This is a genomic window from Streptomyces sp. STR69 (assembly GCF_024519455.1).
Taxonomy (GTDB): domain Bacteria; phylum Actinomycetota; class Actinomycetes; order Streptomycetales; family Streptomycetaceae; genus Streptomyces.
This window is the reverse complement of record NZ_JALJRY010000024.1, coordinates 72493-98774: the sequence shown is the minus strand read 5'-3', so window position 1 is coordinate 98774 and position 26282 is coordinate 72493. Positions and strand designations below refer to the sequence as shown.

Below are 26282 nucleotides of genomic sequence, written 5' to 3'. Positions count from 1 at the left end.
GTAGGGCGTTACCGGACCGCCGCACACACCCCACCGTCGACGAGAACGTCGATCCCGGAAATGAAGGCGGCCTCGTCTGACAGCAGGAACGCCACCGCCGCCGCGACGTCCTCGGCTCGCCCCGTCCGGCCGAGCGGCGTCCGTTCGACGAGCGCGGCCATCGCGGGCTGGGCCTCTGCCTCCTGCCGCCCCTGAGGGGTGTCGATGACACCCGGTGAGACGGAACACGCGCGGGCACCGTACGGCCCCAGCCGTACCGCCTCCCGTCGTACGAACCGGTGCACTCCGTGCTTGGCCCACGCGTAGGCGAGCCCGGTGTTCTCGACGGCGGGCCCGAGGGCGTCCCGGAGCCGGTCGAGGAAGTCGTCCTGGAGCGGGTCGTCGAGGATCGCCGCTACGGCGGCATCGGCCTCCAGGTTGCCGAGCAGCGGGGCCATCGAGGCGAAGCACACCAGTGCCGTTCCCTCGGTGGCGAGCGGGCGGAGGGCCTCCGCGAGCCGGGCGGTGCCGACGAGGTCGACCTCGAAGATGCGCCGCCAGTCGGCCATCGTGGGCGAGATCCCGGCGGCGTGGGAGACGGCCCGGAGTGTGCCCAATTCAGCAGTACGGGAAGCGAGTTGGCCGAGTCCGGCGGGGTCGGTGATGTCGAGGACGAAGGGTTCGATCCGCACCTCCCCGTCCGCGGCGGACAGTTCCTTCGCCGCGGCGGTGACGGCCGACTCGTCCCGGTCCACCAGCAGCAGTGCGTCCACCAGGTCGGTGAGGCGCCGCGCACAGGCCAGTCCCATGCCGCGCCCGGCCCCGGTCGCGATGCCCACGGTCGTCATGCGGTCCCTCCTGTGTGGCTCCAGTACTTCTCCAGTCCCGGCCGCGCCACCCGGTCCACGAGTTCCACGAGCAGACCGCTCGGACCGCGCAGGAAGGCGAAGGGCGCGCCCCCGGAGCCGGCCCGGCGTGCCTCGGTCACGAAGCCCTGCCGGGTGAGTTCGGCGGCGTCGGCGGCGACGTCGTCGGACCAGTAGCCGACGTGGTGCACTCCCCCGCCGGCCGCCGGTTCCCACAGGGTGCCCGGTATCCGGCGGATGATCTCCAGGCGAGGGAGTGTCCGGGAGTAGGCGCAGCTGATGTCGAGAACGGCGTTTCCGGTCGGCAGGGTCAGCGGAACCGCTCCCCCGATCTCGGCGCACCACTCGTACCCGAACGCGCCCGAGAGCTCGGCCAGGGTCGCTTCGAAGTCCTCGACGACAAGCCCGAGATGGAACTGGTCCTCGGCCCTCACGACTCCACCACCGCTCCGGAAGCGTCATGCTCCCCGAGGCGGGGCGGCGGCCCGTAGTCGGGCTCGTATCCGGCCACCCTGACGGGGCTGCGGACCAGTAGGAAGTCCCCGGCCGTCACCACGGCCTCCGGGGTGGCCGCCAGCGCCTGCGGCAGTGTCCGTACGGCGGCGGCCGGCACCCCGAGGGGACGCAGCCGTGCCTCCCAGGACGCGGCGGTGTCGCCGGCCAGGGCGTCCGTGACGGCGGCGAGTACTTCCTCCCGGCGCTCCGCTCGTTCGGCCATGGTGGGGAATCCCTTGAGGCCGGCCTCGGTGGCGAAGGACTTCCAGAATCCGTCGTGGGTGATGAAGAGCGCCAAGTAGCCCTCGGACGTGGGGAAGAGCTGGGCCGGTACGTAGAAGGAGTGCGCGCCGAGCGGCAGTCGGCGGGGCTCGACGCCTTCGTTGAGGTAAGCCGAGGCACGGTAGTTGAGCTGGGACAGCATCACGTCCCGTAGCGATACCTCTACTTGGCCGCCGCGACCGGAGACGATGTGGGCGAGGAGTCCCAACGCGGCTGTCAGACCTGAGGAGTTGTCGGCGGAGGAGTATCCGGGCAGGGTCGGCGGACCGTCCGGGTCGCCGGTGAGGGCGGCGACGCCGGTGGCCGCCTGGACCACGTAGTCGAAGGCGGGTTCGTCGCCCGCAGCCAGTCCGTATCCGGTGAGCGCGACGCACACGATCCGCTCGTTCCACTTCCGCAGCGTGTCGTACGTCAGCCCCAGCCGGTGGATCGCCGACGGCTTGAGGTTGACGAGCAACGCATGGGCGTCTGCGACGAGTTCACCGAGTCCGGTCTGTCCGTCGGCGGTCGTGAGGTCGAGGCGGACGCTGCGTTTGCCGCGGTTGAGGCTGGCGAAGTAGGCGTCGCTCACCTGGCGCGAGATGTCCCCGCCGGGCGGCTCGATCTTGGTGACCTCGGCGCCGAGGTCGGCGAGCATCATCGTGGCGTAGGGGCCGGCCAGCATGTGGCCGACCTCCAGGACGCGGATGCCGTCCAGCGGTCCGGCGGTCATCGCAGGTCCGCGGCGAGGGTGGCGAGCATGTCGCGGGTGCGGTACTTGGAGGCGACCAGCTCGTCGCGGTTGTCGCCGATGGGCAACAGCCGTACGGACAGGTCGGTCACCCCAGCGTCCGCGAACCGTTTGAAGCGGGCGGCAATCGCGTTCTCGTCACCGGCCGCGCACAGGTCGCCGACGTCGCGGGCGTCGCCGTAGTCCAGCAGGCGTTGGTAGTTGGGCGAGATCTCGGCCTCGCCGAGGATGCGGTTGGCGCGCTCGCGTGCCTCGTCGACGCGGTCGGGTGCGCACAGGCAGACCGGGATGCCCGCGACGATCCGGGGTGCCGGGCGTCCGGCGCTCTCGGCGGCCTTGGTGATGCGGGGCACGACATGTTCGGCGACCGCGCGTTCGTCGGCCATCCACAGCACGGTTCCGTCGGCCCGTTCCCCGGCGAGGCGCAGCATGACCGGGCCGAGGGCCGCGATCAGGACCGGGAGCCGGGAGACGGGGGTGAGGGTGAGTGGGTTGTGGACGGTGAAAGTGTCGTTCTCGACATCGACAGCGCCCGTTCCGGCGAACGCGGCGTCCAGGACGTCCAGATGGTCGCGGGTGAGCGCGGCAGGTTTCTCGTAGGGCAGCCCGAGCATGTCCCGGATGATCCAGTGGTGGGACGGGCCGAGGCCCAGCGCGAGACGTCCGCCGGTGGCGGCCTGGGCCGAAATGGCTTGCCGGGCAAGGGCGATGGGGTGCTGGGCCTGCAACGGCACGACAGCGGTGCCCAGTTCGATCCGCTCGGTCCGCGCGCCCATGAGCGCGATCGCGGTGAGGGCGTCGAAGTCGGTCGGGATCTGCGGCACCCACACGGTGTCGAAGCCGGCCTTCTCGGCCCATGTCACGTCGTCGATCATGCGCGTGACCTTGCGGACCGAGTCCCCGCGCTCGGGCCCGATCATCACTCCGATGCGCACGCTGCCTCCAGGTTTTCGGGTTGCTGCCGGGTCATGGCGAGGTGACGGATGTCAGGGCGCGCATCCTGGTGACGAGGGCGTCGAGCGGTGTGCCCGTGGGGAAGACCGCGGCGGCTCCGGCCGTGAGGAGTTTCGGTACGTCGACCGGTGGGATGGTGCCGCCCACCACGACGGCGATGTCCTCGGCACCCGTGGCGCGCAGCGCCTCGATCACGCGGGTGGTGAGAGCGAGATGTGCGCCGGAGAGAATGCTGAGGCCGACGACGGCCACGTCCTCCTGGACGGCGACGGCCACGATGTCGTCGACGCGCTGCCGGATCCCGGTGAAGATCACCTCGAAGCCCGCGTCGCGCAGTGTCCGCGCGACGATCTTGGCTCCGCGGTCGTGCCCGTCGAGACCCGGTTTGGCGACCAGTACACGGGAGTTCATCAGAACACCACCGGCTGCTGGAACTCGCCCCAGACCGCCTTGAGCGCGGCCACCATCTCGCCGACCGTGCAGTAGGCGTTGGCGCAGTCGATCAGGATGGGCATGAGGTTGTCGGTACCTGCCGCGGCGCGGGCCAGTTCGGCGAGGCGTTGCCGTACGAGGGTTGCGTCGCGGGTGGCCTTGACGTCGGCGAGCCGTTTCAGCTGCCGGTCACGGCCCTCCGCGTCGAGTTCGTACGTGGCGAGGTCGGGCGGTGGTTCGTCGGAGACGAAGCGGTTGACGCCGACCACCGGCCGGGTACCGGCCTCGACCTCGCGGTGCAACTGGTAGGCCTCGTCGGCGATGAGGGTCTGCAGATAGCCGTCCTCGATGGCCCGGACCATGCCGCCGTAGCGTTCCAGGTCCTCCATGATCTCGACGATGCGCGCTTCGGTGGCATCGGTGAGGGCCTCGACGAAGTACGAGCCGCCGAGCGGGTCCGCGACTCTGGCAACGCCCGTCTCATGGGCGAGAATCTGCTGCGTGCGCAGCGCGAGCGTCGCCGACTCCTCGCTGGGCAGGGCGAACGGCTCGTCCCAGGCGGCCGTGAACATCGACTGGACGCCGCCGAGCACCGAGGCGAGTGCCTCATAGGCGACCCGGACGGTGTTGTTCTGCGCCTGGGGTGCATAGAGGGAGGCGCCTCCGGCGACACAGCCGAAGCGGAACATGGCCGCCTTGTCACTGTCCGCGCCGTACCGCTCGCGCACGATGGTCGCCCAACGCCTGCGTCCGGCACGGTACTTGGCGATCTCCTCGAAGAAGTCGCCGTGCGTGTAGAAGAAGAAGGAGACCTGCGGGGCGAACTGATCGATCGTCATACGGCCCCGGGCGAGCACCGTGTCGCAGTAGGTGACCCCGTCGGCGAGGGTGAACGCCATCTCCTGGACGGCGTTGGCGCCGGCGTCGCGGAAGTGCGAGCCGGCGACGGAGATCGCGTTGAAGCGCGGCACCTCGGTCGCGCAGAACTCGATGGTGTCGGCGATGAGTCGGAGGGACGGTTCGGCCGGCCAGATCCAAGTGCCCCTGGAGGCGTACTCCTTGAGGATGTCGTTCTGGATCGTTCCGGTGAGTTTCGCCCGAGGCACGCCCGCCCGTTCGGCGGCGGCGACGTAGAAGGCGAGCAGGATCGCCGCCGTGCCGTTGATGGTGAAGCTGGTGCTGATCCGGTCCAACGGGATGCCCTCGAAGAGGACTTCGGCGTCGGCGAGCGTGTCGACGGCGACGCCCACCCGGCCGACCTCCTCGCCGACTTCGGGGTCGTCGGAGTCGTAGCCGCACTGGGTGGGCAGGTCGAGCGCCACCGACAGTCCGGTGCCGCCCTGTTGGAGGAGGTAGTGGTAGCGGCGGTTGGACGATTCGGCGGTGCCGAAGCCGGAGTACTGGCGCAGTGTCCACAGCCGCCCCCGGTAGCCGGTGGCGTAATTGCCGCGCGTGAAGGGGAAGTTGCCCGGCGCGGGCGGATCGGCCTTGACGTCGTCGGGACCGTAGACCGGTTTGAGGGGCAGGCCGGACGCGGTCCGGACAGGGTCGTCGCCCTGGGGCGGTGTGGGAGGCGTCATCGCAGGAGGTCCTTCATCACCTTTCCGGTGGCGTTCAGCGGCAGTTCCGTCAGGAACTCCACGGACCGGGGCACCTTGAACCCGGCCATCCGGAGCCGGCTCCACTCGATCAACTCGTCGGCGGTCAGCGGTTCCCGCAGGACGACGAAGGCCTTTCCGACCTGCCCCATCCGTTCGTCGGGGACGCCGATCACCGCGGCCTGGGCGACCGCCGGGTGTTCCATCAGGAAGCCCTCGATCTCGGCCGGGTAGGCGTTGAAGCCGCCGACGATGAACATGTCCTTCTTGCGGCCGACGATTCTCAGATAGCCGCGCTCGTCGAGCGTGCCGAGGTCCCCGGTGTGCAACCAGCCGTCCTCGTCGATGGCTTCGGCGGTCGCCTCGGGGTCGTTGAAGTAGCCGCGCATCACGCTGTAGCCGCGGACCAGTACCTCGCCGTCGTCCGCGATCCGGACCTCGACGCCGTCGCACGGGGTGCCGACAGTGGTGGCGACGTCCTCGAAGGAGTCGCCGGGGCGGGTGGCGGTGGCGGTACCCGCCTCGGTCAGGCCGTAGCCCGTCATGATCGAGGTGAAGGGCAGTTCGGTCATCACCCGGCGGATCAGTTCGACGGGGATGTCGGCGGCCCCTGTCACCGCAACTCGCAGCGAGGACAGGTCCCTTGAGCCTCGGTCGGTGAGCAGGGAGTGGTAGAGCGTGGGCGGGCCGGGCAGGACCGTCACCCGCTCGCGCTCGACCAGTTCGAGGACGTGGTCCACGTCGAAGACGGGCACGGGCAGGATGGTCATGCCGCGGATGAGCGACGCGACCATGCCCGCCTTGAAGCCGAAGATGTGGAAGAACGGGTTGACGATCAGATAGCGGTCGCCCTCCCTGACCCCGGCCAGGTCGCACCACTCCGCGTACAGGCGGAGCGTCTGGGCGTGGGTCATCAGCACGCCCTTGGGCCGGCCGGTGGTGCCGGAGGTGAAGACGATGTCGCTGACCTGGTCGCCGGTCACCTTCCGCTCGAAGGGTGAACCGCTCGCCAGGAAGCCGGACTTGAGGTCGATGACCGGCACACCGGGCGGTGCCTTGAAGTCCAGGCCGAGGAAGCCCTCCTGGACGAGAACGGCCTTCGCACCGCTGCGCACGATGATGTCGTGCGCCTCGTCCGCCTTGAAGCGGGTGTTGACGGGCACGACCACACCGCCCGCGGTCATCAGACCGAAGGCGGCGACGATCCACTCGGCGGAGTTGGGCGCCCAGATCGCGACCCGGTCGCCCTGCTCCACTCCGGCCGACGCGAACGCTCCCGCAGCCACACGCACCCGCTCGACCAGCTCGGTGAACGTGAGGCGGAGCGGGCCGTCCACCACGGCTTCGGCGTCACCGAAGCGGTCGGCCGCGCTCAGTACCATCTGCGGGATGCTCTCCCAGGTCATACGCCGATCAGGCGGGCGAGGTTGCCGCCCATGATCTTGGCCTGGTCGGCCTGCTTCATGCCCTGGATGGCGTCGATGTAGGAGACCGGGTCGGCCAGTCCCTCGGGGTGGGGGTAGTCGGACCCGAACAGGACCCGCTCCACGCCGACGACCTCGGAGAGGGCGGCCATGTCCTCCTCCCAGAACGGGCTGATGTGGATGCGGTTCCTGACCTCTTCGACCGGGTCGCCCAGGAAGCCCTTCGGCTGCTTCTTGTAGGTGCTGGCCAGCTGGTCGAGCAGCGGGAGCAGCCACGAAGAGCCGTTCTCGATGACCGAGACCTTGAGCTCCGGGAAGCGGAACAGGGCTCCATGGCAGACCCAGGACGCCACCGCGTCGGTGACCGGGCGCCACTCGGACATCATCCGGAAGACCTGCGCCTGGAAGGGCGTCATCTCCTGGCTCTTGCCCTCCCAGTCGCTGGAGTAGCGCGAGTAGCCGCTGTCGGAGGAGTGCATGGCGACCAGCACGCCCGCCTCCTCGACACGCTTCCAGAACGGGTCGAACTCCGGCAGCGCGAACGACCGCGAGCCGCCGTAGCCGGGGACGGGTGCGGGCCGGACGAGAATCGCCCGTGCTCCGCGCTCCAGGCACCACTCCAGTTCGGCGATCGCCTTGTCCAGGATCGGCAGGCTGATCACCGGGGTGGTGAAAATGCGGTTCTTGTAGTTGAACTGCCAGGTCTCGTGCAGCCATTGGTTGAGGGCGTGGACGACGACATGGATCAGCTCCGGATCGTCCCGCATCCGCTCCTCGACGAGGCTGGCGAGCGTGGGGAACATCAAGGTCTGCTGGATGCCCAGGTCGTCCATGAGGGCCAGGCGCGGCCCGGGTTCGCGGAACGCGGGTATCGACCGCATCGGCTCGCCGAACAGCTCCCGGTGGGACTTGCCCTCCGGGTTGCCCTCGCGGAAGTAGTCCTCCCAGGCGCCGGGGCGGGCGACGACCTCGAACGTGGGGTTGGGGATGTAGTCGCTGATCTGACCACGGATGGCGATCTTCGTACGCCCCTTCACCTGCACGTACTGGATGGCGCTCGCGTACTGCTTGGGCAGGTACCGGGTGAGCGCGTCCTCGGTCTCGTACAGGTGGTTGTCCGCGTCGAACAGCGGATACGGCGGCACACGCGATGGCATGAGATCCTCCTTCGCAGATTGCGAGAATCCTATTCTCACTCTTGATGGGCGGCAATATCCTTGCGGAGAACGAACTTCTGGACCTTGCCGCTGGCGGTGCGCGGGAAGTCCTCGACGACGTGCAGTTCCTCCGGCCACTTCTGGCGGGCCAGGCCCGTCGCGGCGAAGTGGACACGGAGATCGTCGAGGGTGGGTTCGGGGTGGCCGGTCCGCAGTCGTACGACGGCTGCCGCGTGCTCGCCGAGGCGGGCGTCCGGCGCCGCCACGACCGCGGCCTCGGCGACGGCCGGCAGGGCGAGGAGAACCTCCTCCACCTCCAGCGCGCCGATGTTCTCGCCGCCGCGGATGATGATGTCCGCCTTGCGGTCGGTGATGGTGAGGTAGCCGTCCTCGTCGAGGCGGCCGATGTCGCCGGTGCGGTACCAGCCGTCCGCGTCGAAGGCGCGCTCGGTGAGGGCGTCGTCGGTGTAGCCGAGACACAGGTCGGGTCCGCGGCTGAGGATCTCGCCGTCCTCGGCGAGCCGGATCTCCACTCCGGCCAGCGCGTCTCCGTCGGTGTAGAGCCGCTTGTCCTCGGGTGCGGTGTGGCTGGAGGCGGTGATCGAGGGGTGCTCGGTGCTGCCGTAGGCCCGGAAGACCGTGATGCCGAGGTCCGCGAGTCGCCTGGTGACCGCGTTGGGGACGGCCGCGCCACCGAGTCCCGCGTACTTCATTCCTGCCAGGTGGGCGGCAGTGAAGTCGGGATGGTCGAGCAGGCTCGTCATGTAGTAGGAGGCGCCGCCTCCGACGGTGAGTCCGTCGCGGGCCATCAACTCCAGTGCCCGGCCCGGGTCCCAGGTGTCGGCGAGGTTCACCGGGCTGCCGTCGAGGACGGGGATCAGGAAGGCGTTGACCATGCCGATGAAGTGGCCGACGGGTGCGGAGGTGAGCTGGTCGCCGCGGTCGGGCGGGTAGCGGCCGGCGAGTTGGCGGGTCTCGAAGCCCAGGGTGTGGTGGCTGTGCACAACTCCCTTGGGATCGCGGGTCGTTCCGGAGGTGAAGGCGATCAGCGCGGGGCCGGACGGGTCCGTGGGCAGGACACCGGGCAGCGGTTCGTCGGCGAGGAGTTCGCCGAAGTCCCGCCCGACTACGCCGACCACGGGGATCTTCGCGCTCAACTCGGGGTCGTGGCGCAGATGTCCGAACCGTTCGGCGGTGACGAAGACCTTGGGTTCGACCGTGTCCAGGATGTAGCCGACTTCCTTGCGTCCGTAGAAGTGGACGATCGGCACCACGACCGCGCCGAGGAACGCCGAGGCCCAGAAGACGGCGGCGGCCTCCATCCAGTTGGGCAGCTGGAGTGCCACCACGTCGCCGGGGGCGACACCCCGCTCGCGCAGTCCGGCGGCCAGTCGGCGGGCCGTCAGTTCGACCTCGGCGAAGGTGCCTTCCCACGGCCGTACCGCCGAGTGCACCCGGAACACGGCTCCCGGAGCGGCCTCCAGTCCCCGCGCGAGCAGGTCACCGATCGTCTCCCCGGTCCACCACCCCTCCGCCTCGTAGCGCCTGACCAGTTCAGCGGGGACAGTTCGCACGACAGGAACTTCCTCTCGTCATTGAGAATTGCACTCTCTCAGAGCGAGAAGGTAAATTCCATACATGGGACGAGACCACGGGTTCCACCCGGTCCGGATCACCCGGATCATCCAGGAGACGCCCGACACCCGGACGTACGTACTCGACGCGCCCTTCCCGTACCGGGCGGGCCAGTTCGTGACGATCAAGGCCTGCGGCACGCTGCGCAGTTATTCGATGTCCAGTTCGCCGGAGACGGACGCCGAGTTGATGACGACGGTGAAGCGGGTTCCGGGCGGTCTGGTGTCCAACTGGATGCACGACCATCTGGCCCCCGGCGACGTCCTCGAAACCACGCTGCCCGCAGGGGTGTTCTGTCTGCGGGAGGGCGGCGAGGCGGCCTCCGCCCACGAGTTCACCGCTCCGGTGGTGGCGTTCTGCGGGGGCAGCGGGATCACTCCGGTCCTGTCGCTCGCCAAGTCCGCGCTGGCCGGCACCGGTCGCACGGTGCGGGTGCTGTCCGCCGACCGGGACGCGGGCGCCGTCATCTTCGGCTCCGCACTGGGCGAGTTGGCGCAGCGGTACCCCGGACGGTTCGAGATCCGGCACCACCTCGACGACTGGGAGGGCTTCGTCACGGCGGACCAGGTACGGGAGTTCGCCGGCGGCGACACGGACGCGGATTTCTACCTCTGCGGGCCCGCGCCCTTCATGGAGCTGGTCGAGAACGCGCTTCTCGCCCATGGCGTCGCCCCGGAGCGGATCTTCATCGAGCGGTTCGCGCAGGCCACCGATCCACCACCCGCGAACACTCCCGAAGACGACACTCCTGAGCACGAGGGCACCCTCACGCTCGTGCTCTCCGGCAGGCGGCACACGCTCGCGCAGCGTTCCGGCGAGACGTTTCTGGAGAGCGCGCGTCGGGCGGGTCTGGCCCCGCCGTTCTCCTGCGAGGCGGGCAACTGTGCCACCTGCATCGCCCAAGTCACCGAAGGCGAGGCCAAGATGCGGGTCAACAACGCGCTCGACGAGGACGAAATCGCCGAGGGCTGGGTCCTGACCTGCCAGGGCGAGCCGAGCACTCCGCACGTCACTGTCGTATACGAGGACTGAGGCCATGGACGTAGATCTCGAACTCGACGAGGGCCTGGCGGTCATCACCATCGACCGCCCACAGGCCCGCAACGCCATCGCCCCCACCACCATGGACGAACTCGACAAGGTGCTCGACGCGGCTGCCGGCGCCAAGGCCCTGGTCGTCACGGGCGCGGGCGACCGGGCGTTCGTCTCCGGCGGGGACCTGAAGCAGCTCAGTGCGATCCGGACCGAGGAGGACGCGATGGCCATGGCCCTGCGGATGCGGGGGATCTGCGATCGCATCGCGAACTTCCCGGGACCGGTGATCGCCGCGCTGAACGGGCACGCGTTCGGCGGCGGTGCCGAGGTCGCGGTGGCCGCCGACATACGGGTTGCCGCCGACGACATCAGGATCGGCTTCAACCAGGTCGCCCTGGCCATCATGCCGGCGTGGGGCGGTGCCGAGCGTCTGGCCCAACTCGTGGGCCAGGGACGGGCGTTGATGCTCGCCGGTGCCGGGACCGTACTCGGCGCGGCCGAGGCTCAGCGCGTCGGGCTGCTCGATCTGGTGCTGCCCCGGGCCGAGTTCGCCGAGGGCTGGCGGACCCTGGCCAGGTCGCTGGCGACCAACCCGGCGCGGGAGATCAAGCGCGTGATGAGCGGAGCCGTCCCGGAGGAGGAGGCGGCCCGCGCCTTCGCCCGCCTCTGGGTGTCCGACGAGCACTGGCAGGCAGCGGAGAGGGTGATGTCCCGTGGGTGACACACGAGTTGGGGCGACCGGAGCGAGCACGGACCTGGCCGACGTACGAGCGCGGACGGCCCGGGCGGGGGCCGACGACGGGCGGGTGCGGGTCGAGTCGAGCCCGGTCGGGCCGATCGTACGACCGCCGGACGCGTCCGATCTCGTCGTCCTGTATCTGCACGGGGACCGGCAGTTGTCGGGCTCGCCGGAGTCGGCGGTGGATCTGGCCGAGCGGCTCGCGCTGCGGACGGGGGCCGTGGTGGTGTGTCCGCGCTACCGTTCGTCGTTTCCGGGGGCGCTCGACGACGTGCACGCCGTGTACAGCTCGTGCCAGGCCCGTGGTCCGGTGGCGCTGGCCGGTGAGCGGCTCGGGGCCGGGCTCGCGGCCTCGCTGCTGGTGCGGCTGCGGGACATGGGGGCTCAGGAGCCGGACTGCGCGGTGCTCAGTTCCGCGCTGCTCGATCTGACGCTGGACGCGCCGAGTCTGCTGTTCAACGCGGCGGCCGATCCGGGCTTCGACATCGACGAACTCCGGTTGCACGCGGCCCGGTTCGCGGCCGGCGCCGACCGGACCAACCCGTTGTTGAGTCCGCTGCACGCCAATCTGCACGGGCTGCCGCCGATCCAACTGCTGGTGGCGGGCACCGATCCGCTGCTGGACGATTCGCTGTCGTTCGCGGCCCGCGCGGCCCGTTCCGGTGTCACGGTGGATCTTCGGGTTCGGCCGGACGCGGTGAGTCTGCATCCCGAGAGCGTGACGGCGATGGCCGATTTCATACAGGCGCGGGCCCGAGCAGCACGCCCATGACCTCGCGGATGATCTCGGGGTAGTCGGTCTGCTCCTCGTCGAGCATCCACTGCTGCTGGACCCCGTCGAGCATCGCCACCACGGCGGTGGCGGCGGCTCGCGGGGTCAGACCGCTGGGTACGCGGTCGCCGTAGAGCGCGGTGAGGTGCTCGACGGTGTGCTCCTGGATCGACCGGTAGTAGTCGTGGCAGAACCGCTGTGCCTCGTCGCTGCCGGTGACGCCCTCAGCTACGAGAACGCTGTGGATCTGGGCGAGACCGGGGTTCTTGTGGTCGTAGGTGATGACCTCGGCGAGCAGCCCGGGCAGGTCCTCGCCGGCGTCCGCGTGGAGGGCGGCGAGGTGTTCGCGGGCGAGGTCCTCCCGGAGCTGGACCAGGGCGAGGAGCAGCCGTTTCTTACTCGGGAAGTAGTGCAGGACGCCCTGTCTGGTCAGACCGGCACGCTCCGCCACGGCGTCGATGGACGCCTTCTTGTAGCCGCGCTCGGCGAACACCGCCAGCGCGGCGACAAGGATCTCCTCGTATCGGGCCGTCGTCATTGGGGACCCCTCTCACCGCGGCAACACCGATGTGACACTACGGTTGCCGTGACGATAGGGCGACCCTTCCGGCCATCGACGGACGCGCGAGCGGGCTAGGTGACCGTGATGGCACGCTCGGGGCAGCTGCTGATCGCCTCGCGGACCTGGGCCTCGTACTCGGTGGGGACTTCCGGGGTCAGGACCTCGGCGTAGCCGTCGTCGGTGAGGTCGAAGACCTCGGGGCAGATCGACCAGCAGATTCCGTGGCCCCGGCAGCGGTCCGTGTCGACGACGGCCTTCATCGGGCGGACTCCTCGGCGAGCGTGAACTCCAGGTTCAGATGGGTGAGTCCGCGCAGGATGTACGTCGGCAGGTAACGGTAGTTCCGTGCCCCGGCAGGGCCGTGCACGCTCTCCGAGATCCTGATGTCGGTCGTACGGTCGAGGATGCGCTCGATGCCCACGCGGGCCTCGGCGCGGGCCAGCGGGGCGCCGGGGCAGGTGTGGGGGCCGCGGCCGAAGGCGAGGTGGTGGCGGGCGTTGGCGCGGGCCGGGTCGAAGGTCTCGGGGTCCTCGAAGTGGCGCGGGTCGCGGTTCGCGGCGCCGTTGAGGACCATGAGGGTGGTTCCGGCCGGGATGTCGACGCCGCCCACCGTGGACGCCACGCGCGACAGCCGGAAGTCGCCCTTGATCGGGCTCTCGGTGCGCAGCGTCTCCTCGATGAAGTTCGGGATGCGGTCGCGCTCGGTGCGCAACAGGTGCTGCAGATCGGGGTCTTCGGCGATCAGCTTGAGGGCGTTGCTCAGCAGCCGGACGGTGGTCTCCTGGCCCGCCGCGAACAGGTTGGTCGCGACGCGGGCCACGTCCGCGACGTCGGGGGTCGAGCCGTCGGCGAACTTCGCCAGGGCGAGACCGGTGATCACATCCTCGCGTGGTTCGCGGCGGCGCTCCTCGACGTAGGCCGAGAACTGCGCGTACAGGTACTCCAGCGGCGAGTACGACACCTCGCCGTCCGTGTTGCCGATGCCCGCCTGCGGCCGGTGTTCGAGGCCCTCCACGAAGGCGTTGCGATCCTCGTCGGGCACACCGAGCAGGTCGGCGATGACCCTCAGGGTGAAGGGGCCGGCGAACCCGCTGATGAAGTCGCCCTCACCGGCGGCGAGATACCCGTCCAGCTGGGCGTCGGCGAGGTGCCACATCGACGCCTCGTTCTCCTTGAGGCGGCGCGGGGTGATCATCCGCATCAGCAGACCACGGTGGTCCGTGTGCATGGGCGGGTCGAGCGTCGGCAGCTGGTCGCTCATCGGGAGCTGGTCGCGGTACTGCTCGATCAGCGCGCTGACGTCGACATCGCCGTCCAGCGGGACCGGGAACCCGGGGAAGGGGCCGGTCACCGAGAGGCAGGACGAGTACGTGTCGGAGTCGTTGAGGACCTGGATCGCCTCGTCGTACCCCGTCACCATCGTCACGTCGTGGTGGCTCTCGCGCTGCACCGGGCACTTCCCGCGCAGGGCCGCCAAGTAAGGGTACGGATCCGCGACGACCTCGTCGTCCTGGAAGAAGTCGATCGCCTCGAAGTCCTTCACGGTGTGCACGGTTCCCTTCCGTCACCAGTCTGACGACGAGCGACGATATCAATCTTCTCCGCTGACGAGAAGGCCGTTTTCACTTTCGTGGAGCGGGAGTTGGGGCTGCCGTCAGGCGCCCTTGGCCCATCCGGTCGAGGGCCGCGTCGGCCGCCGCAAGTGCGGTGCCCGTCGTGGCGCCCGTCGTCTCGGCGAGGTCGGCCAGGAGTCTCACGTCCTTGCGGAGCAGCGGTCCCGCGCGCTCCGCCAAGGGGTCGAGCGTGCCGCCGGCCGACTTCACGCGGTCGAGGGCAAAGCTCGCTCCGCTGCCATGGAGCACGGCTTCGGCGAGAGCGCCGCGGTCGATGCCGAACTCCGGTGCCAGCGCCAGCGTATCGGCCGCGGTCGCCAAGTTGGCAGTGAACAATAGGTTGTTGAGAAGTTTGGCGATCTGTCCCGAGCCGAGCGGGCCCATGTGCAGCACTGGATCGCCGAAGGTCTCGAACACCTTGCGGCAGTAGGCGACCGTGCCGGACTCGCCGCCGGTCATCACCAGCAGCCGGCCTTCCGCGGCGGCTCGTCCGCCGCCGCTGACCGGAGCGTCGACCACGGACACGCCGTGCACCTGGGCCCGTTCGGCCAGCCGTCGACAGGTGTCGGGGTGGACGGTGCTGTGTACGGCGATCACACCGCCCCGGCGCAGCCCTCTCAGCACGCCCTGTTCGCCGGTGACGACCTGCTCGACGTCGGCGTCGTCGACGACACAGACGCACACCAGGTCGCTGGCCGCGGCCAGTTCGACGGGGGACGCGGCCCGCCGGGCGGCGGTGTCCGCGAACGCTGCGAGGGTGGCCGGGCGGCGCGCCCAGAGCGTCGTGGCGAAGCCCGCCTCGACGATCCGGCGTGCCATGGGAGCGCCCTGACTGCCCAGCCCGATGAATCCGACGCGCATCAGCGGGCCTCCTGGTCGACTTGCTCGGGGGTGTTCTCGGACCCTGCTTCCGGCTCGGGCTCCGCCTCGGGCTCGGGTCGCCAGAACGTGCCCAGCAGTCCCCCGGTCGCCACCACGGCCGCGCCGAGCGCGATCGCGCCGCCGGTCCAGCCGGTCGGGTCGATGCCCGCCGCGTGGTCCAGGGACCAGCGGCCGGGGCCCAGCACCGCGACGGCCAGGGCGACCACGGCGAGCGTGAGGACGTACTCGTAGCCGTCCTTGAAGACGAAGAACCCGTTGGGCCGGTGGGCGAGCAGTCCCGCGACCAGCATCACGGAGATCACGGCGGCGCAGGCCAGCGGCGTGAGCAGGCCGAGGACGAGCAGGAGGCCCGCGCCGACCTCGGTGAGCACGCTCATCCAGGCCTGCAGCACGCCCTGTCTCAGGCCGAGTCCGGTGAACCAGCGGGCGGTGCCGCCGATCCTGCCGCCGCCGCGCCAGTGATTCAGCCCGTGCATGATCATGACGAGTCCGACGACCACTCGTACGAGCAGCAGTACGGCGTTGTCGGCGTCGCTCATCCGGCCCTCCTCGGCAGGCGGTCGATCCCGTCGCTCTCCCGGCCGAGAACACACTCCTCGACGAACGAGAGGATCTTCAGGTGGTATCCGGTCGCGGTGCGTCCGATGCTCAAGTTGTGGCCGCTGTCGGCCTGTTCGTCGGTGACGACTCGCGGGGAAGCGGTGAACAGGCCCGCGATGTCGGCCATGGCCTGGGGCCCGGAGCTCCAGACCCGCTCGTGGTCGCCGAGCGTGTAATGCACGGGAACCCGTACGTGGGCGGCGACTTCGGCGAACTCCAGCGGCCAACGGCGGGCCACGGTGCCTTCGTACGGCGGGCCCGGCGACTGGATGCGGGACGCGCCGACGACTTCGGCCGGATACAGACGCGACGGTTCCCACAGCAGCTCGCGCAGTCCGGGTCCGGACCGTCTCGGCACGGCCGGGTCGCGCTGCCGGAAGTCGAGGATCTCGACGGCGCCGGGTGCGTGGTGGCGTCCGGTACCGGCGATCTCCAGGCCGAGAAGGTCGCTCCGCCGTTCGTCACCGGCCATGCGCACGCCCAGGGCGCAGCCGATCGAGTGGGCCCACAGGAACAGGCCCGCTCCGCGCGGACGCGAGGCGAGCAGTCGGTCCACCACTCCGTAGGCGAGGTCGACACGTCGCGCGGGGGAAGCCATGCTCTCGCCGTACGGAGCCGAACTCCCGTATCCGGGACGGTCGATGGCCACAGTGGTGAAGCCGAGTGCCGCCGCCGTGCGCAGGAGGGACAGGCGGGGCTGGTCGGGGTAGTCGAAGTAGCGGGAGGTCACCGCTCCCCCGTGCAGCGCGACGAGGACCGCGCGCGGTTCGCGGGCCTCGCACAGCAGCGCCGACATGGGGATGCCGTCGACGTCGACGACGCGCGAAACGACCTCCGTGGTACGTGGGTTCATCCGTCCGCCCGGAAGAGGATCACGCCGCTGGGGGTGAGTCCGCCACTGCTCGCCACCGCCACCCGGGCACCGGACACCTGTCGTGGTCCGGCCGCGCCACGCAGCTGGGTGATCGCCTCGTGGACCAGTCCCATGCCGTGGGTGCGGCCGTGGGAGAGCTGTCCGCCGTGGGTGTTCAGCGGCAGTACGCCGTCCCGCGCGATGTTCTTGCCTCCGTCCAGGAAGTCCTTCGACTCGCCGATGCCGCAGAACCCCAACCCCTCCAGCCAGGAGAGGCAGTTGAAGGTGAAGCCGTCGTAGAGTTCGGCGACGTCGACGTCTTCGGGGCGCAGTGCGGTGCGGGACCACAAGTGCGCGGACTGGCCCAGCACTTGGGGCTCGTGGGTCAGCGTGCTCTGGTCCCATTCGAGCCGTTCCAGGATCTGGGTGCCAACCGCCTCCACCATCACGGGTGGTTGGGCGAGGTCCCGGGCCGCGTCCACGGCCGACACGATCACGGCGACCGCTCCGTCGCAGGGAACGTCACAGTCGTAGAGGCCGAACGGGGTGGTGATGGGGCGGGCGTTGAGATAGTCGTCCATGGTCAAGGGGTCGCGGTAGACCGCCGTGGGGTTGAGTGCGGCGTTGGCCCGCTGGTTGAGGGCGATCCAGCCGAGAGTCTCGCGGGTGGTGCCGTAGCGGTGGAAATGGCGTTGGGCGTTCTGGGCGAGGGTGTGCGCTGCCGAGGTCGCTCCGAACGGCTTCATCCAGCCGTCCAGTCTGCGCGGTGGGTCCTGCGCGATCCGGCCGCGGCGCACGAGTTCGCCGTACGACGCCTCCCAGACCGTACGGAAGCACAGGACGTGCCGGGCAAGTCCCCCTGCGATGGCGAGCATTGCGGAGATGAGGGAGCCGCAGGGGCCGAAGGTCTCGCTGCCGCCGTTGTACCAGGTCGGTTCCAGGCCGAGGGCGGATTCCAGTGCGGTGACCCCGCCTTCGCCGAAGCCGCCGTACGCGGTGCCGGCGCCCGGGTAGGTGGCCAGGCCGTCGATGTCGTCGACGGTCAACCCGGCGTCGGCGATGGCACGTTGGCAGGCCTGGACGGTCAGGGACACCGGGGGGACCAGCAAGCGGCGGCCGATCTCCGACATGCCGATGCCGGTGATGGCGACCTTGTCCTCGAACTTGTCGGTCGACACCATCGGCCGTACCCGGCGGGCGAGTTGGGGGGTGTCCACCTCGGCGAGCGGCAGTGGGTCCGGGGCCGGGCGTTCGCTTGCCGGGCGGAACAGGGGCAGCCAGGCGTCCTCGACCTGTTCGAAGACGACCTCCATCCGCATGCCCAACTCCAGCTCGTCCGGGGTGCATTGGACGGCGTTGGTGGTGAGGCGGACGCGGGGGTCCTCCTCCAGGGCGACCTGGGCCACGACGTAGGGCGCGGGCAGGCCGGGCAGGGCGAAGCGGTGGTTGACCGTGAAGCCGATCAGCGTCGCACGGCCGGAGACGGCCCGGACGCCCATGTCGTGGCCGTGGCAGTACCGGCAGACCGGCTGCGGCGGGTGGATGAGGGCCTGGCAGGACCCGCACTCCGCCAGCCGCAGCCGGCCGTCCGCGCCGGAGGTCCAGAAGAACTCGTTCTCCTCCGTGACCACCGGGCCGAGGCGTTGACTCTCCGTCATGTGTCGATCCGCGCCGTGGACTTGCGGACGGTGACCGGTTCGGCGAGTCGCTGTTCGTCGCAGACCTTCTGGAGTTCGGCGAGGGTTTCGTCGAGTCCGGCGCCGAGCCGCTCGCCCGGGGTGAAGGTCGCCGGGAGGTGCCGCATGCCCTGGATGACGCCGATGGTCTCGTAGTGCACGGCGCCTTCGGGGTCGCACTCGTAGTCGGGCATCCGGTCGAGTACGGCGGTCACCATCCGCTTGAACACGGTACGGGCGACGTTGGAGCCGATGCAGCGGTGGATGCCGAGGCCGAAGCTGCTGTGCCGGTTGCCCTTGCGTTCCATGTCGATGCGGTCCGGGTCGGGGAAGACCGACGGGTCCCGGTTGGCCATCGCCCAGGACAGCCAGAGGCGTTCGCCCTCCTTGAATTCGGTGCCTGCGATCTCGCAGTCGGCGGTGATGGTGCGGCCGTCTCCGGGAGCCGGGGTGTAGAAGCGCAGGAACTCCTCCGTCGCGGAGTCCAGCAGGGTCTTGCGCTCACGGCTCAACCGGGCCCGTTCCTCCGGGTGTTGGGAGAGCCATTCGAGGGAGTGGGCGGTGAGCGCGGTCGTGGTGTCGAAGCCGCCGCCGATCAACAGGGCGCAGACGCCCAGGAGTTCACCGTCGTCCGGGTTACGGCCGTTGATGTCGGCGCGGACCAGCGCGTCCACGAGGCCCGGGCGGGGGTTCTTGCGGATCTCCGCGAGCTGGGCCATGAGGTCCATGCCCATCTTGCGGCTCAGATCCAACACCCGTTGCATGTCGGGCGAGTTGGGCGGGGTGTAGACGGAGGCGTGGGCCGGTTCGTTGTAGATCGTCCAGTGCTCCAGCGGGATGCCCATCATCGCCAGGGTGAGCACGGCGGGGACGATGTTGGCGAGGTCGTCGACGAAGTCGATGCGCCCGGACTCGATCTTCTCGTCGAGGCTCGCGCGGACGACCTCGTCGACGAAGGGGATCCAGCGCTGGATCGCGGCCGGCGACAGGTACGGGTTGAGGGTCTGCCGGTAGTGCCGTTGGTCCGGCGGGTCCATCTCCAGGAAGCCGCCCTGGGCCTCGCGGGCGCGGAGCGGCGGGGGGATGGAGATGCCCTTGTAGCCGCGCCGTTCCCCTTTCACGTCATGGTCGTTGGAGAGGAACTCCGCAGACCGTGCGAGTTCGAAGACCTCACGGTTGCCGCTGGCGACCCAGTGGCCGCCGTGGGCCTCCGTCCAGGCGATCGGACACTGGCCGTGCAGTTCGTGGGTGATGTCCTCGAACCGGTCGCGGTAGTCGGGGGTGTGCCGGTCGAAGTGCACCAGATGGTGCTTGCGGCCACCGTCGTCGTCGACGGCCGCTTCTTCCGTGGTCATGCGGAGTCCTCTCCCGCTCGGTGGCTGAGGTGGGGTCAGGAGATGAGGGAGATCGCCCGTTCCGGACAGGACAGGACCGCCTCGCGGACGGCCTCCTGCTGGTCGGTGGGGACTTCTTCCTCGACGACCGAGGAGTGCCCGTCGATCTCGCTGAGTTCGAAGGTGTCCGGAGCGCGCATCGCGCAGAGCGTGTGGCCCTGACAGCGCTCCGGGTCGACTCGTACCTTCACGGTCCTTCCTTCCTGCCGCGGTCGGTGGGGTGACGCGCCACAAGTGGCGCGCCGTGCGGGCTACTTGAGGTCGGCGAGCGACTTGCCGACGTCCGCCAGGGTCGGCGGCTTGCCGTAGTTGCCCTTGAACTTGTAGGCGGGCGCGTTGCAGCGGTAGGCACCGTCGGTGGGCTTGAAGTCGGCGGGCACCCAGCCGCTGGTGGTGGCCTTCTCGACGTTGAAGCACTTCAGGGGCTCGTCGGGCGAGGACAGGTTGACCGAGGCCTGGAGCCCTCCCCCGGTCCAGTCGGTCTGCTTCTTGGCGTTCTCCAGGACACAACTGCGGGTCAGTTCCGCGCAGTCGCGGGCGGAGGTGGCGAACAGCAGCCAGGTGGAGAAGGCCTGCATGGCAGGCAGGGTGATCTGCGCGTCGGGCGCGTACTTCTTGAACAGGGCGACCATCTCCTTCGTCGCCGGGTTGCCGTCGGCCTTCTCCAACGGGTAAGCGCCGTTGATGGAGGCGAAGTTGGTCTGTGTGCCGAGCGCGGGGCCGGCCAGCTTGAGGAAGGCGGGACCGTAGGCGTTGCTGTTGGCGTCGATCCAGTCGAGCTTGTAGTCGATGTTGGTGAGCGCCTGCTCCAGCTTCGCCAGCTGGGTGAAGTCGCCCAGGAAGACGAGTCCCTTGACCTTCTTCGTCTTGATGGACTGGGCGTACGGCGTCCAGTCGGAGACACCCTGCGCGGGGTAGAGGTCGGAGTAGGTGACCTTGCCGCCCATCGCGGTGAGGACTTCCTTGTCCTGGGCCGCGAGGACCTTGGTGACGGGCACGTCTCCGGTGATGATGCCGACGCCGCTCGCGGACGACGGGTACGCCTCCTTCAGCAGCCAGGAGAAGTAGCCGGCGTAGGGCGAATAGCCACTTGAGGCGCCCTGGGCCATCACCTGGAGGTCCGCGCCGATCTCGGAGGTGACCTGGGCCGGGAACTCGGGGAGCAGGCACTTCAGGCGGGTCTTGACGCCCAGGCCGTCGAGGGCGGCGCCGCCGCCCACCTCGAAGAAGTCGGTGCGGCAGGCCTCGATCATCTTCTGGTTGACCTGCATGAGCGCTGAGTCGTGCGTCACGGGTGTGATCTTGCGGCCGTTGATGCCGCCGGCCGCGTTGCACCAGGAGGTGAAGACCTTCGCCGCGTTCGCGAACTCCGGGTTCTTGGTGAACCCGACGTCGGTGAAGACGCCGACCTTGATGTCGGAGCTGGTGACGCCCTGGCTGGTGACGGTCTTGGCCGTGCCCTTGCCGCAGACGGACTTCAGCGTGCCGAAGTCCGCGGTCGCCGTATCGGCGGCTCCGGTGGTCGAAGGGCTGGTGGTGTCCGCGGACTTGGTACGGCCGGAACATCCGGCCGCGGCCGCGAGGGCCAGGACCAGCGCGGGGATGAGCAAGCGTCTCATCGGTTCTCCTCGTTGAGAATGTGAGTCCCGCTGTCGGGTGATCAGGTGACCGCGCCCGCCGCCTTGAGCGCGATGATGCGGTCCCAGTCCAGGCCCAGTTCGAGGAGGATCTCCTCGGTCTGGGCGGCGAACTCGGGGGCGGGCCCGAGTTCGGGGGCTTGCACGTCGAACTGCACGGGGCTGGCGACCAGTTCGAGTTCTCCTGCGCGGAGCAGGTACTCGTTGGCTCTGATCTGCGGGTCGTCGCCCACTTGCAGGGAGTCCTGGACCGGGGCCCAGGGTCCGGCCAGGGTGGCGAAGCGCCGGCTCCACTCCGCGAGGGTGCGGGTGGCGATGACTTCGCGCAGGATCTTGACGGCCTCCGCCGTGTTGGCCACGAGGTGCTCGGCCGTGTCGAAGCGGGGGTCGTCGGCGAGTTCGGGGCGGTCGATGTGCCGGCACACATCGGCCCAGAACTTGCCCGGCTGCATCATGACGAACGCCAAGTGGTGTCCGTCGGAGGTCTCGTACAGCCCGGACAGCGGGTTGGCGATCGAGCCGTGGGTGCCGACGGGCGGCGGGATCCAGGGCTTGCCGAGGTGCAGGGAGAGCGCGGTGGCGTGGCCCATTGCCCACAGTCCGCTGCCGAGCAACGAGACGTCCACGACCGACGGTTCGCCGGTGCGTTCGCGTTTCAGGAGCGCCGCCGCGATGCCGCCGGCGAGGTTGGTGCCGGAGATGGTGTCGCCGTAGGCGGGCGACGGCGGGTTGATGATGCCGTCGGTGCCGGCCGGGGTGATGCTCGCGGCGGTGCCGGCGCGGGCCCAGAACGCCGTCATGTCGTAGCCACCCTTCCCCGCTTCCGGTCCGCGCGGCCCGAAGGCACTGCCCCGGGCGTAGATGATGCGGGGGTTGACGGTACGGATGTCGTCGACGTCGATGCCGAACTTGTCCCGGTGGCCGGGAAGGAAGCTGGTCAGGAACACGTCGGCGTGCCGGGCCAGTTCGTACAGGACCTCCTTGCCCTCGGGCCGGGAGATGTCGAGGCCGAGGCTGCGTTTGCCGCGGTTGGCGTGCTCGACGTTGGGGTTGGGGTCGCCCTCGACGCGCATGGTGCCGGTCTGGCGGAGACCGCGTTGCGGGTCGCCGGTAACGGCGTGCTCGATCTTGATGACGTCCGCTCCCCAGTCGGAGAGGACGGCTCCCGCCGAGGGCACGAAGCCGTACATGGCGACTTCGAGGACGCGGATTCCGTCGAGCGGCATCATGACCGGACCACGACCGCGAAGGACTTGTACTCCAGGAACTCCTCCAGGCCGGGTACTCCGCTCTCCCGGCCGATGCCCGACTGCTTGTAGCCGCCGAACGGGACGTCCGCCGCGAAGTAGTTGCCTCCGTTGATGCTGAAGGTGCCGGTGCGGATCCGGCGGGCGAGGGCGATGGCCCGCTCGTCGTCGCCGCTCTGGATCCCGCCGGAGAGGCCGAAGATGGAGTTGTTGGCGATGCGGACGGCGTCGTCATCGTCGTCGTACGGGATCACCACGAGCACGGGTCCGAAGACCTCGTCCTGGGCGATCTCGCTGTCCGGGTCGACGTTGGTGAGAAGAGTCGGCTTGTAGAAGAAGCCGGGATCGACCTTCTCGCCACCGGTGACGAGGTTCGCGCCTGCCGCGACGGCCCGCTGCACCATCCCGTCGACCTTCTCGCGCTGACGCTCGCTGATGAGCGGGCCCGCGAAGGTCTTGGGGTCGGCGGGGTCGCCGAGCGGAATACGGGCGAGGCCCGCCGCCACCTTCTCGACGAGCTCGTCGTGGTGTTCCCGGGGCACGAGCAGCCGGGAGGTGAGCGCACAACCCTGCCCGGAATGCGAGCAGATGGTGCCGGCCGCGAACATGGCGGCGGTGGCGAAGTCGGCGTCGTCCAGGACGATCATGGCGGACTTGCCGCCGAGTTCCAGGAAGACCTTCTTCACCGTGCGGCTCGCGGCCTCCATGATGCGGCGGCCGGTCGCGGTGGAACCGGTGAACGTGATCATGTCGACGTCGGGGTGTGTGGTGAGCGTCTCGCCGACATCGGCGCTGGAGGACGTGAGGACGTTGACCACGCCGGGCGGGAAGTCCGTGTGCTCGGCGATGAGTTGACCGAGGAACAGGGTGGTCAGCGGGGTGTCCGGGGCGCCCTTGAGGACGACCGTGCAGCCGGCGGCGAGCGCGGGGGCGAGCTTGGCGAGGGCCAGTTGGTTCGGGTAGTTGTAGGCGATGATCGCGGTGACGACCCCGGCGGCCTCCTTCTCCACCCAACGACGGTGGCGCTGGCCGCGGATCTCGACCTCGCCCAGCTCCTCCGTCAGCGGGTACTTGCGCAGCAGGTCCGCGTAGAACCGCACCAGCTTGACGGGGTCGTCGAGTTGGGGGCCGTAGGTGAGCATGCGGGGCGCGCCGACCTCGGCGATCGTCAGCTCGCGCAGCTCCTCGACGTGATCGAGGAGCGCCTGATGCAGCTGGTCGAGACAGCGGATGCGCAGCTGTACGTCGGTGGACCAGGTGGTGGTGTCGAAGGCGGTGCGGGCCGCCGCTACGGCGGCTTCGGCCTGGGCGGTGGTGGCTTCGGGGGCGTGGCCGTACACCTCGCCGGTGGCGGGGTTGAGGGAGGGGAACGTCCGCTCCCCTTCGACCAGTTGGCCGTTGATGAGGAGGCGGGTCACAGCCGCACCACCTGTCCGCCGTCGACGCTGATGGTCTGACCGGTCAGCCAGCCCGCGTCGTCGGAGAGCAGGAACAGCACGGTGGGGGTCAGGTCGCCGGGGGTGCCCATCCGTTTGATGGCCAGGGCCTGCGTCATCCGCTCCTGGAACTCGACCGGTACGACGGTGGCCGTGGCCTCGGTGTCGGTGGGGCCGGGGGCTATGCCGTTGACGCGGATGCCCCGGCCGCCGAGTTCGGCGGCGAGGGACGCGGTGAGGTGGTTGATGCCGATCTTGGCCAGGCCGTAGTAGCCGCTCGCCATGTAGGCGGCGGCGGAGGACTGGTTGACGATCGCGGCACCCTCGGTCAGGTGCGGGACGACGGCCCTGGTGACGTACAGGGCGCCCATCAGGTTCACCTGGATGAAGCGGTTGAGGTAGTCGAGGTCGACGGTGGTCAGGCCCTCGCGCCGCATGCTGTGGTAGATCGCGGCGTTGTTGATCAGGTAGTCGATGCGGCCGAACTCGGCGACGGTGGCGGCGGCCAGCGCGTCGGCCGAGGCGGGGTCTCCGACGTCGACCTTGACGAAGAGCGCGGAGTCCAGCTCCTTGGCGACCCTCTGCCCCTGCTCCTCGTTGATGTCCGCGACCACGACCCGTGCGCCCTCGGCGGCCAGCGCCCGGGCGTAGTCCTCGCCGATTCCCTGTCCCGCTCCGGTGACGATCGCCACCTTGTCCTGGAACCGCATCCTGTTCTCCTCGCGTGGATGGGCGGCTTGCTCCAATGCAGCGGAAACTACATTCTCCTTATACGCGAATCAACCATCCGGAAGCGAGAATGTCATCCTGACCGATGGCTGACAGCTACACGGAGGGCGGCGAACAGCCCCCGCCTGCGCGGGACTTCCGGAAGCACCGGAGACGAGAATACGCTTCTCAGATCTGGAAGGGAGATTTTCATGATCGAGACGAAGGGGGTTCCGGCATGAGGACAGCCCTCGTCACAGGCGGCGGCTCCGGCATCGGACTGGCCATCGCACAGCGCCTGGAGGCCGACGGTCTCCAGGTCGCCACCCTCGACCTCAATCCGTCCGACAGGGGCTTCTCCCGAAAGGCCGACGTCTCCGACCGGGCCCAGGTGGACGAGGCCCTGACCGAGATCCGGGAGCAGCTCGGCCCGGTCACGGTTCTGGTCAACGCGGCGGGAATGGAGGGCTACAAGCGCTTCGCCAACCTGACCTTCGAGGCCTGGCAGCGGGTGATCGACGTCAACCTCAACGGGGTCTTCCACTGCGTCCAGGCGGTCCTGCCGGACATGGTGGAGGCCGGCTGGGGGCGGATCGTCAACATTTCCTCGTCCAGCGCACACTCCGGCCAGCCGTTCATGACGCACTACGTGGCCGCCAAGTCGGCGGTCAACGGGCTGACCAAGGCCCTCGCCCTGGAGCTGGGCCCGCAGGGCATCACCGTGAACGCGGTGCCGCCCGGTTTCATCGACACGCCGATGCTGCGCCGTTCCGAGGAGCGCCAACTGCTCGGCGGGACGGTCGAGGAGCACATCCAGCGCACTCCGGTCCGGCGCGTCGGCCGCCCGGAGGACATCGCCGCGGCCTGCGCCTTCCTCGCGTCCGAGGAGGCCGGTTACATCACCGGCCAGATCCTGGGCGTGAACGGCGGGCGGAACACATGAGCGAGAACGGCGATCACGAGCAGGGCAAGAACGGCGCCGCGCACGGCGAGAACGGCAGGACCGCCACCGAGAACGGCGTCCGCATCCCCCCGGTCCCGTACGACGAGTGGGACCACGACGTCTTCTCGGTCATCAACCCCCACCGGAAGCTGCCGGAGGCCAACGTCCTGGGGATCTTCCAGCGGCATCCGGCCCTGGCCCGGGCGTTCCTGACGTTCAACATGCACCTCAACACCACGACCCTGCCGGTGCGCGTCCGCGAGCTGGCAGTGATGCGGGTGGCCTGGCGACGGGGCAGCAGGTACGAGTGGGCGAGTCACGTCCTGATCGGCCGGAAGGCCGGGGTGACCGAGGCGGAGATCGAGGAAGTCCGCACGGGCGCCGACACGTTGCTCAACCGGGCGGTGGACGAACTGGACACCGACTCGGGCCTGTCGGACGCGACCTACGCGGCGCTCGCCGTCGACCTGGACGAACACCAGCTCATGGACCTGGTCTTCACCATCGGCGCCTACACGATGCTCACGATGGCCCTCAACACCTTCGGCGTGGAACTCGATCCTGTGATCTCGGAAGAGAACTTCAGTTTCCCAAAACGAGAATGGTATTCTCACAAGCGAGAGGGGTGATCCC

At 69.4% G+C, this 26282-nt stretch carries 27 protein-coding genes; 5 read left to right on the top strand and 22 right to left on the bottom strand.

What is annotated here, in order from left to right; all coding sequences use genetic code 11:
- Positions 1–8 precede the first annotated feature (8 nt).
- The 9 genes from OC490_RS35930 to OC490_RS35890 are packed head-to-tail and all read right to left on the bottom strand — an operon-like array spanning position 9 to position 9491.
- Positions 9–827, bottom strand: a complete 819-nt coding sequence (locus tag OC490_RS35930) for an SDR family oxidoreductase (RefSeq protein ID WP_262062234.1) — start codon at positions 825–827, stop codon at positions 9–11.
- The gene (locus OC490_RS35925) at positions 824–1279 is read right to left on the bottom strand and encodes a VOC family protein (protein WP_262062233.1); all 456 of its coding nucleotides are present in this window, start codon (positions 1277–1279) and stop codon (positions 824–826) included. Before OC490_RS35925 ends, OC490_RS35930 begins: the two co-directional genes overlap by 4 nt.
- Positions 1276–2334 carry a CaiB/BaiF CoA transferase family protein gene (locus OC490_RS35920; protein ID WP_262062232.1) on the bottom strand — a complete coding sequence of 353 codons (1059 nt, stop codon included), beginning with the start codon at positions 2332–2334 and terminating at the stop codon, positions 1276–1278. The genes OC490_RS35925 and OC490_RS35920 overlap by 4 nt, the downstream gene beginning before the upstream one ends.
- The gene (locus OC490_RS35915) at positions 2331–3287 is read right to left on the bottom strand and encodes an LLM class F420-dependent oxidoreductase (protein ID WP_262062231.1); all 957 of its coding nucleotides are present in this window, start codon (positions 3285–3287) and stop codon (positions 2331–2333) included. The genes OC490_RS35920 and OC490_RS35915 overlap by 4 nt, the downstream gene beginning before the upstream one ends.
- Positions 3288–3318: 31 nt before the next feature.
- On the bottom strand, positions 3319–3717 hold the full coding sequence (locus OC490_RS35910; protein WP_262062230.1) for a cobalamin B12-binding domain-containing protein: 399 nt from the start codon (positions 3715–3717) through the stop codon (positions 3319–3321).
- Positions 3717–5318 (bottom strand): methylmalonyl-CoA mutase family protein, encoded by a 1602-nt coding sequence (locus OC490_RS35905; protein ID WP_262062229.1) that lies wholly within the window; start codon positions 5316–5318, stop codon positions 3717–3719. Before OC490_RS35905 ends, OC490_RS35910 begins: the two co-directional genes overlap by 1 nt.
- The gene (locus tag OC490_RS35900) at positions 5315–6742 is read right to left on the bottom strand and encodes a FadD3 family acyl-CoA ligase (protein ID WP_262062228.1); all 1428 of its coding nucleotides are present in this window, start codon (positions 6740–6742) and stop codon (positions 5315–5317) included. Before OC490_RS35900 ends, OC490_RS35905 begins: the two co-directional genes overlap by 4 nt.
- Positions 6739–7917: an amidohydrolase family protein gene (locus tag OC490_RS35895; RefSeq protein ID WP_262062227.1), complete on the bottom strand. Its 1179-nt coding sequence runs from the start codon at positions 7915–7917 to the stop codon at positions 6739–6741. Before OC490_RS35895 ends, OC490_RS35900 begins: the two co-directional genes overlap by 4 nt.
- Positions 7918–7952: 35 nt before the next feature.
- Positions 7953–9491: an AMP-binding protein gene (locus OC490_RS35890; protein ID WP_262062226.1), complete on the bottom strand. Its 1539-nt coding sequence runs from the start codon at positions 9489–9491 to the stop codon at positions 7953–7955.
- A 64-nt stretch (positions 9492–9555) separates the two neighbouring features.
- On the opposite strand from OC490_RS35890, the gene OC490_RS35885 reads away from it, so the two are divergent.
- Genes OC490_RS35885 through OC490_RS35875 form a run of 3 tightly spaced genes read left to right on the top strand, consistent with a single transcriptional unit; the run spans position 9556 to position 12098 of the window.
- A complete protein-coding gene (locus OC490_RS35885; protein WP_262062225.1) occupies positions 9556–10584 on the top strand; it encodes a ferredoxin--NADP reductase in 1029 nt (342 codons plus the stop codon).
- A 4-nt stretch (positions 10585–10588) separates the two neighbouring features.
- Positions 10589–11308, top strand: a complete 720-nt coding sequence (locus OC490_RS35880; protein ID WP_262062224.1) for an enoyl-CoA hydratase/isomerase family protein — start codon at positions 10589–10591, stop codon at positions 11306–11308.
- Positions 11301–12098, top strand: a complete 798-nt coding sequence (locus OC490_RS35875; protein ID WP_262062223.1) for an alpha/beta hydrolase — start codon at positions 11301–11303, stop codon at positions 12096–12098. Before OC490_RS35880 ends, OC490_RS35875 begins: the two co-directional genes overlap by 8 nt.
- On the opposite strand, the gene OC490_RS35870 is transcribed toward OC490_RS35875, so the two are convergent.
- From OC490_RS35870 to OC490_RS35810, 13 genes are all read right to left on the bottom strand, one after another.
- A complete protein-coding gene (locus OC490_RS35870; RefSeq protein WP_262062222.1) occupies positions 12064–12636 on the bottom strand; it encodes a TetR/AcrR family transcriptional regulator in 573 nt (190 codons plus the stop codon). The two genes, OC490_RS35875 and OC490_RS35870, sit on opposite strands and share 35 nt — an antisense overlap.
- Before the next feature lie 95 nt (positions 12637–12731).
- Positions 12732–12920: a ferredoxin gene (locus OC490_RS35865; RefSeq protein WP_262062221.1), complete on the bottom strand. Its 189-nt coding sequence runs from the start codon at positions 12918–12920 to the stop codon at positions 12732–12734.
- Positions 12917–14212, bottom strand: coding sequence for a cytochrome P450 (locus tag OC490_RS35860; RefSeq protein WP_262062220.1), 1296 nt, complete (start codon positions 14210–14212; stop codon positions 12917–12919). The genes OC490_RS35865 and OC490_RS35860 overlap by 4 nt, the downstream gene beginning before the upstream one ends.
- 70 nt (positions 14213–14282) lie before the next feature.
- Positions 14283–15134 (bottom strand): NAD(P)-dependent oxidoreductase, encoded by an 852-nt coding sequence (locus tag OC490_RS35855; protein ID WP_262062219.1) that lies wholly within the window; start codon positions 15132–15134, stop codon positions 14283–14285.
- Positions 15134–15694, bottom strand: a complete 561-nt coding sequence (locus tag OC490_RS35850) for a DoxX family protein (protein ID WP_262062218.1) — start codon at positions 15692–15694, stop codon at positions 15134–15136. Before OC490_RS35850 ends, OC490_RS35855 begins: the two co-directional genes overlap by 1 nt.
- On the bottom strand, positions 15691–16608 hold the full coding sequence (locus tag OC490_RS35845) for an alpha/beta hydrolase (RefSeq protein WP_262062217.1): 918 nt from the start codon (positions 16606–16608) through the stop codon (positions 15691–15693). Before OC490_RS35845 ends, OC490_RS35850 begins: the two co-directional genes overlap by 4 nt.
- Positions 16605–18266: a thiolase C-terminal domain-containing protein gene (locus OC490_RS35840; protein ID WP_262062216.1), complete on the bottom strand. Its 1662-nt coding sequence runs from the start codon at positions 18264–18266 to the stop codon at positions 16605–16607. Before OC490_RS35840 ends, OC490_RS35845 begins: the two co-directional genes overlap by 4 nt.
- Entirely contained in the window at positions 18263–19639 is a 1377-nt protein-coding gene (locus tag OC490_RS35835) for a cytochrome P450 (protein WP_262062215.1), read from the bottom strand. Before OC490_RS35835 ends, OC490_RS35840 begins: the two co-directional genes overlap by 4 nt.
- 35 nt (positions 19640–19674) lie before the next feature.
- Positions 19675–19869 (bottom strand): ferredoxin, encoded by a 195-nt coding sequence (locus OC490_RS35830; protein ID WP_262062214.1) that lies wholly within the window; start codon positions 19867–19869, stop codon positions 19675–19677.
- A gap of 60 nt (positions 19870–19929) precedes the next feature.
- Entirely contained in the window at positions 19930–21297 is a 1368-nt protein-coding gene (locus OC490_RS35825; RefSeq protein WP_262062213.1) for an ABC transporter substrate-binding protein, read from the bottom strand.
- A gap of 41 nt (positions 21298–21338) precedes the next feature.
- Complete coding sequence (locus OC490_RS35820) at positions 21339–22544, bottom strand: CaiB/BaiF CoA transferase family protein (RefSeq protein WP_262062212.1); 1206 nt, start codon at positions 22542–22544, stop codon at positions 21339–21341.
- On the bottom strand, positions 22541–23980 hold the full coding sequence (locus tag OC490_RS35815) for an aldehyde dehydrogenase family protein (protein ID WP_262062211.1): 1440 nt from the start codon (positions 23978–23980) through the stop codon (positions 22541–22543). Before OC490_RS35815 ends, OC490_RS35820 begins: the two co-directional genes overlap by 4 nt.
- Complete coding sequence (locus tag OC490_RS35810) at positions 23977–24708, bottom strand: SDR family oxidoreductase (RefSeq protein WP_262062210.1); 732 nt, start codon at positions 24706–24708, stop codon at positions 23977–23979. The genes OC490_RS35815 and OC490_RS35810 overlap by 4 nt, the downstream gene beginning before the upstream one ends.
- A gap of 236 nt (positions 24709–24944) precedes the next feature.
- On the opposite strand from OC490_RS35810, the gene OC490_RS35805 reads away from it, so the two are divergent.
- Positions 24945–25649, top strand: a complete 705-nt coding sequence (locus tag OC490_RS35805; RefSeq protein ID WP_019069971.1) for an SDR family NAD(P)-dependent oxidoreductase — start codon at positions 24945–24947, stop codon at positions 25647–25649.
- The gene (locus OC490_RS35800) at positions 25646–26278 is read left to right on the top strand and encodes a carboxymuconolactone decarboxylase family protein (RefSeq protein WP_262062209.1); all 633 of its coding nucleotides are present in this window, start codon (positions 25646–25648) and stop codon (positions 26276–26278) included. The genes OC490_RS35805 and OC490_RS35800 overlap by 4 nt, the downstream gene beginning before the upstream one ends.
- Positions 26279–26282: the final 4 nt, after the last annotated feature.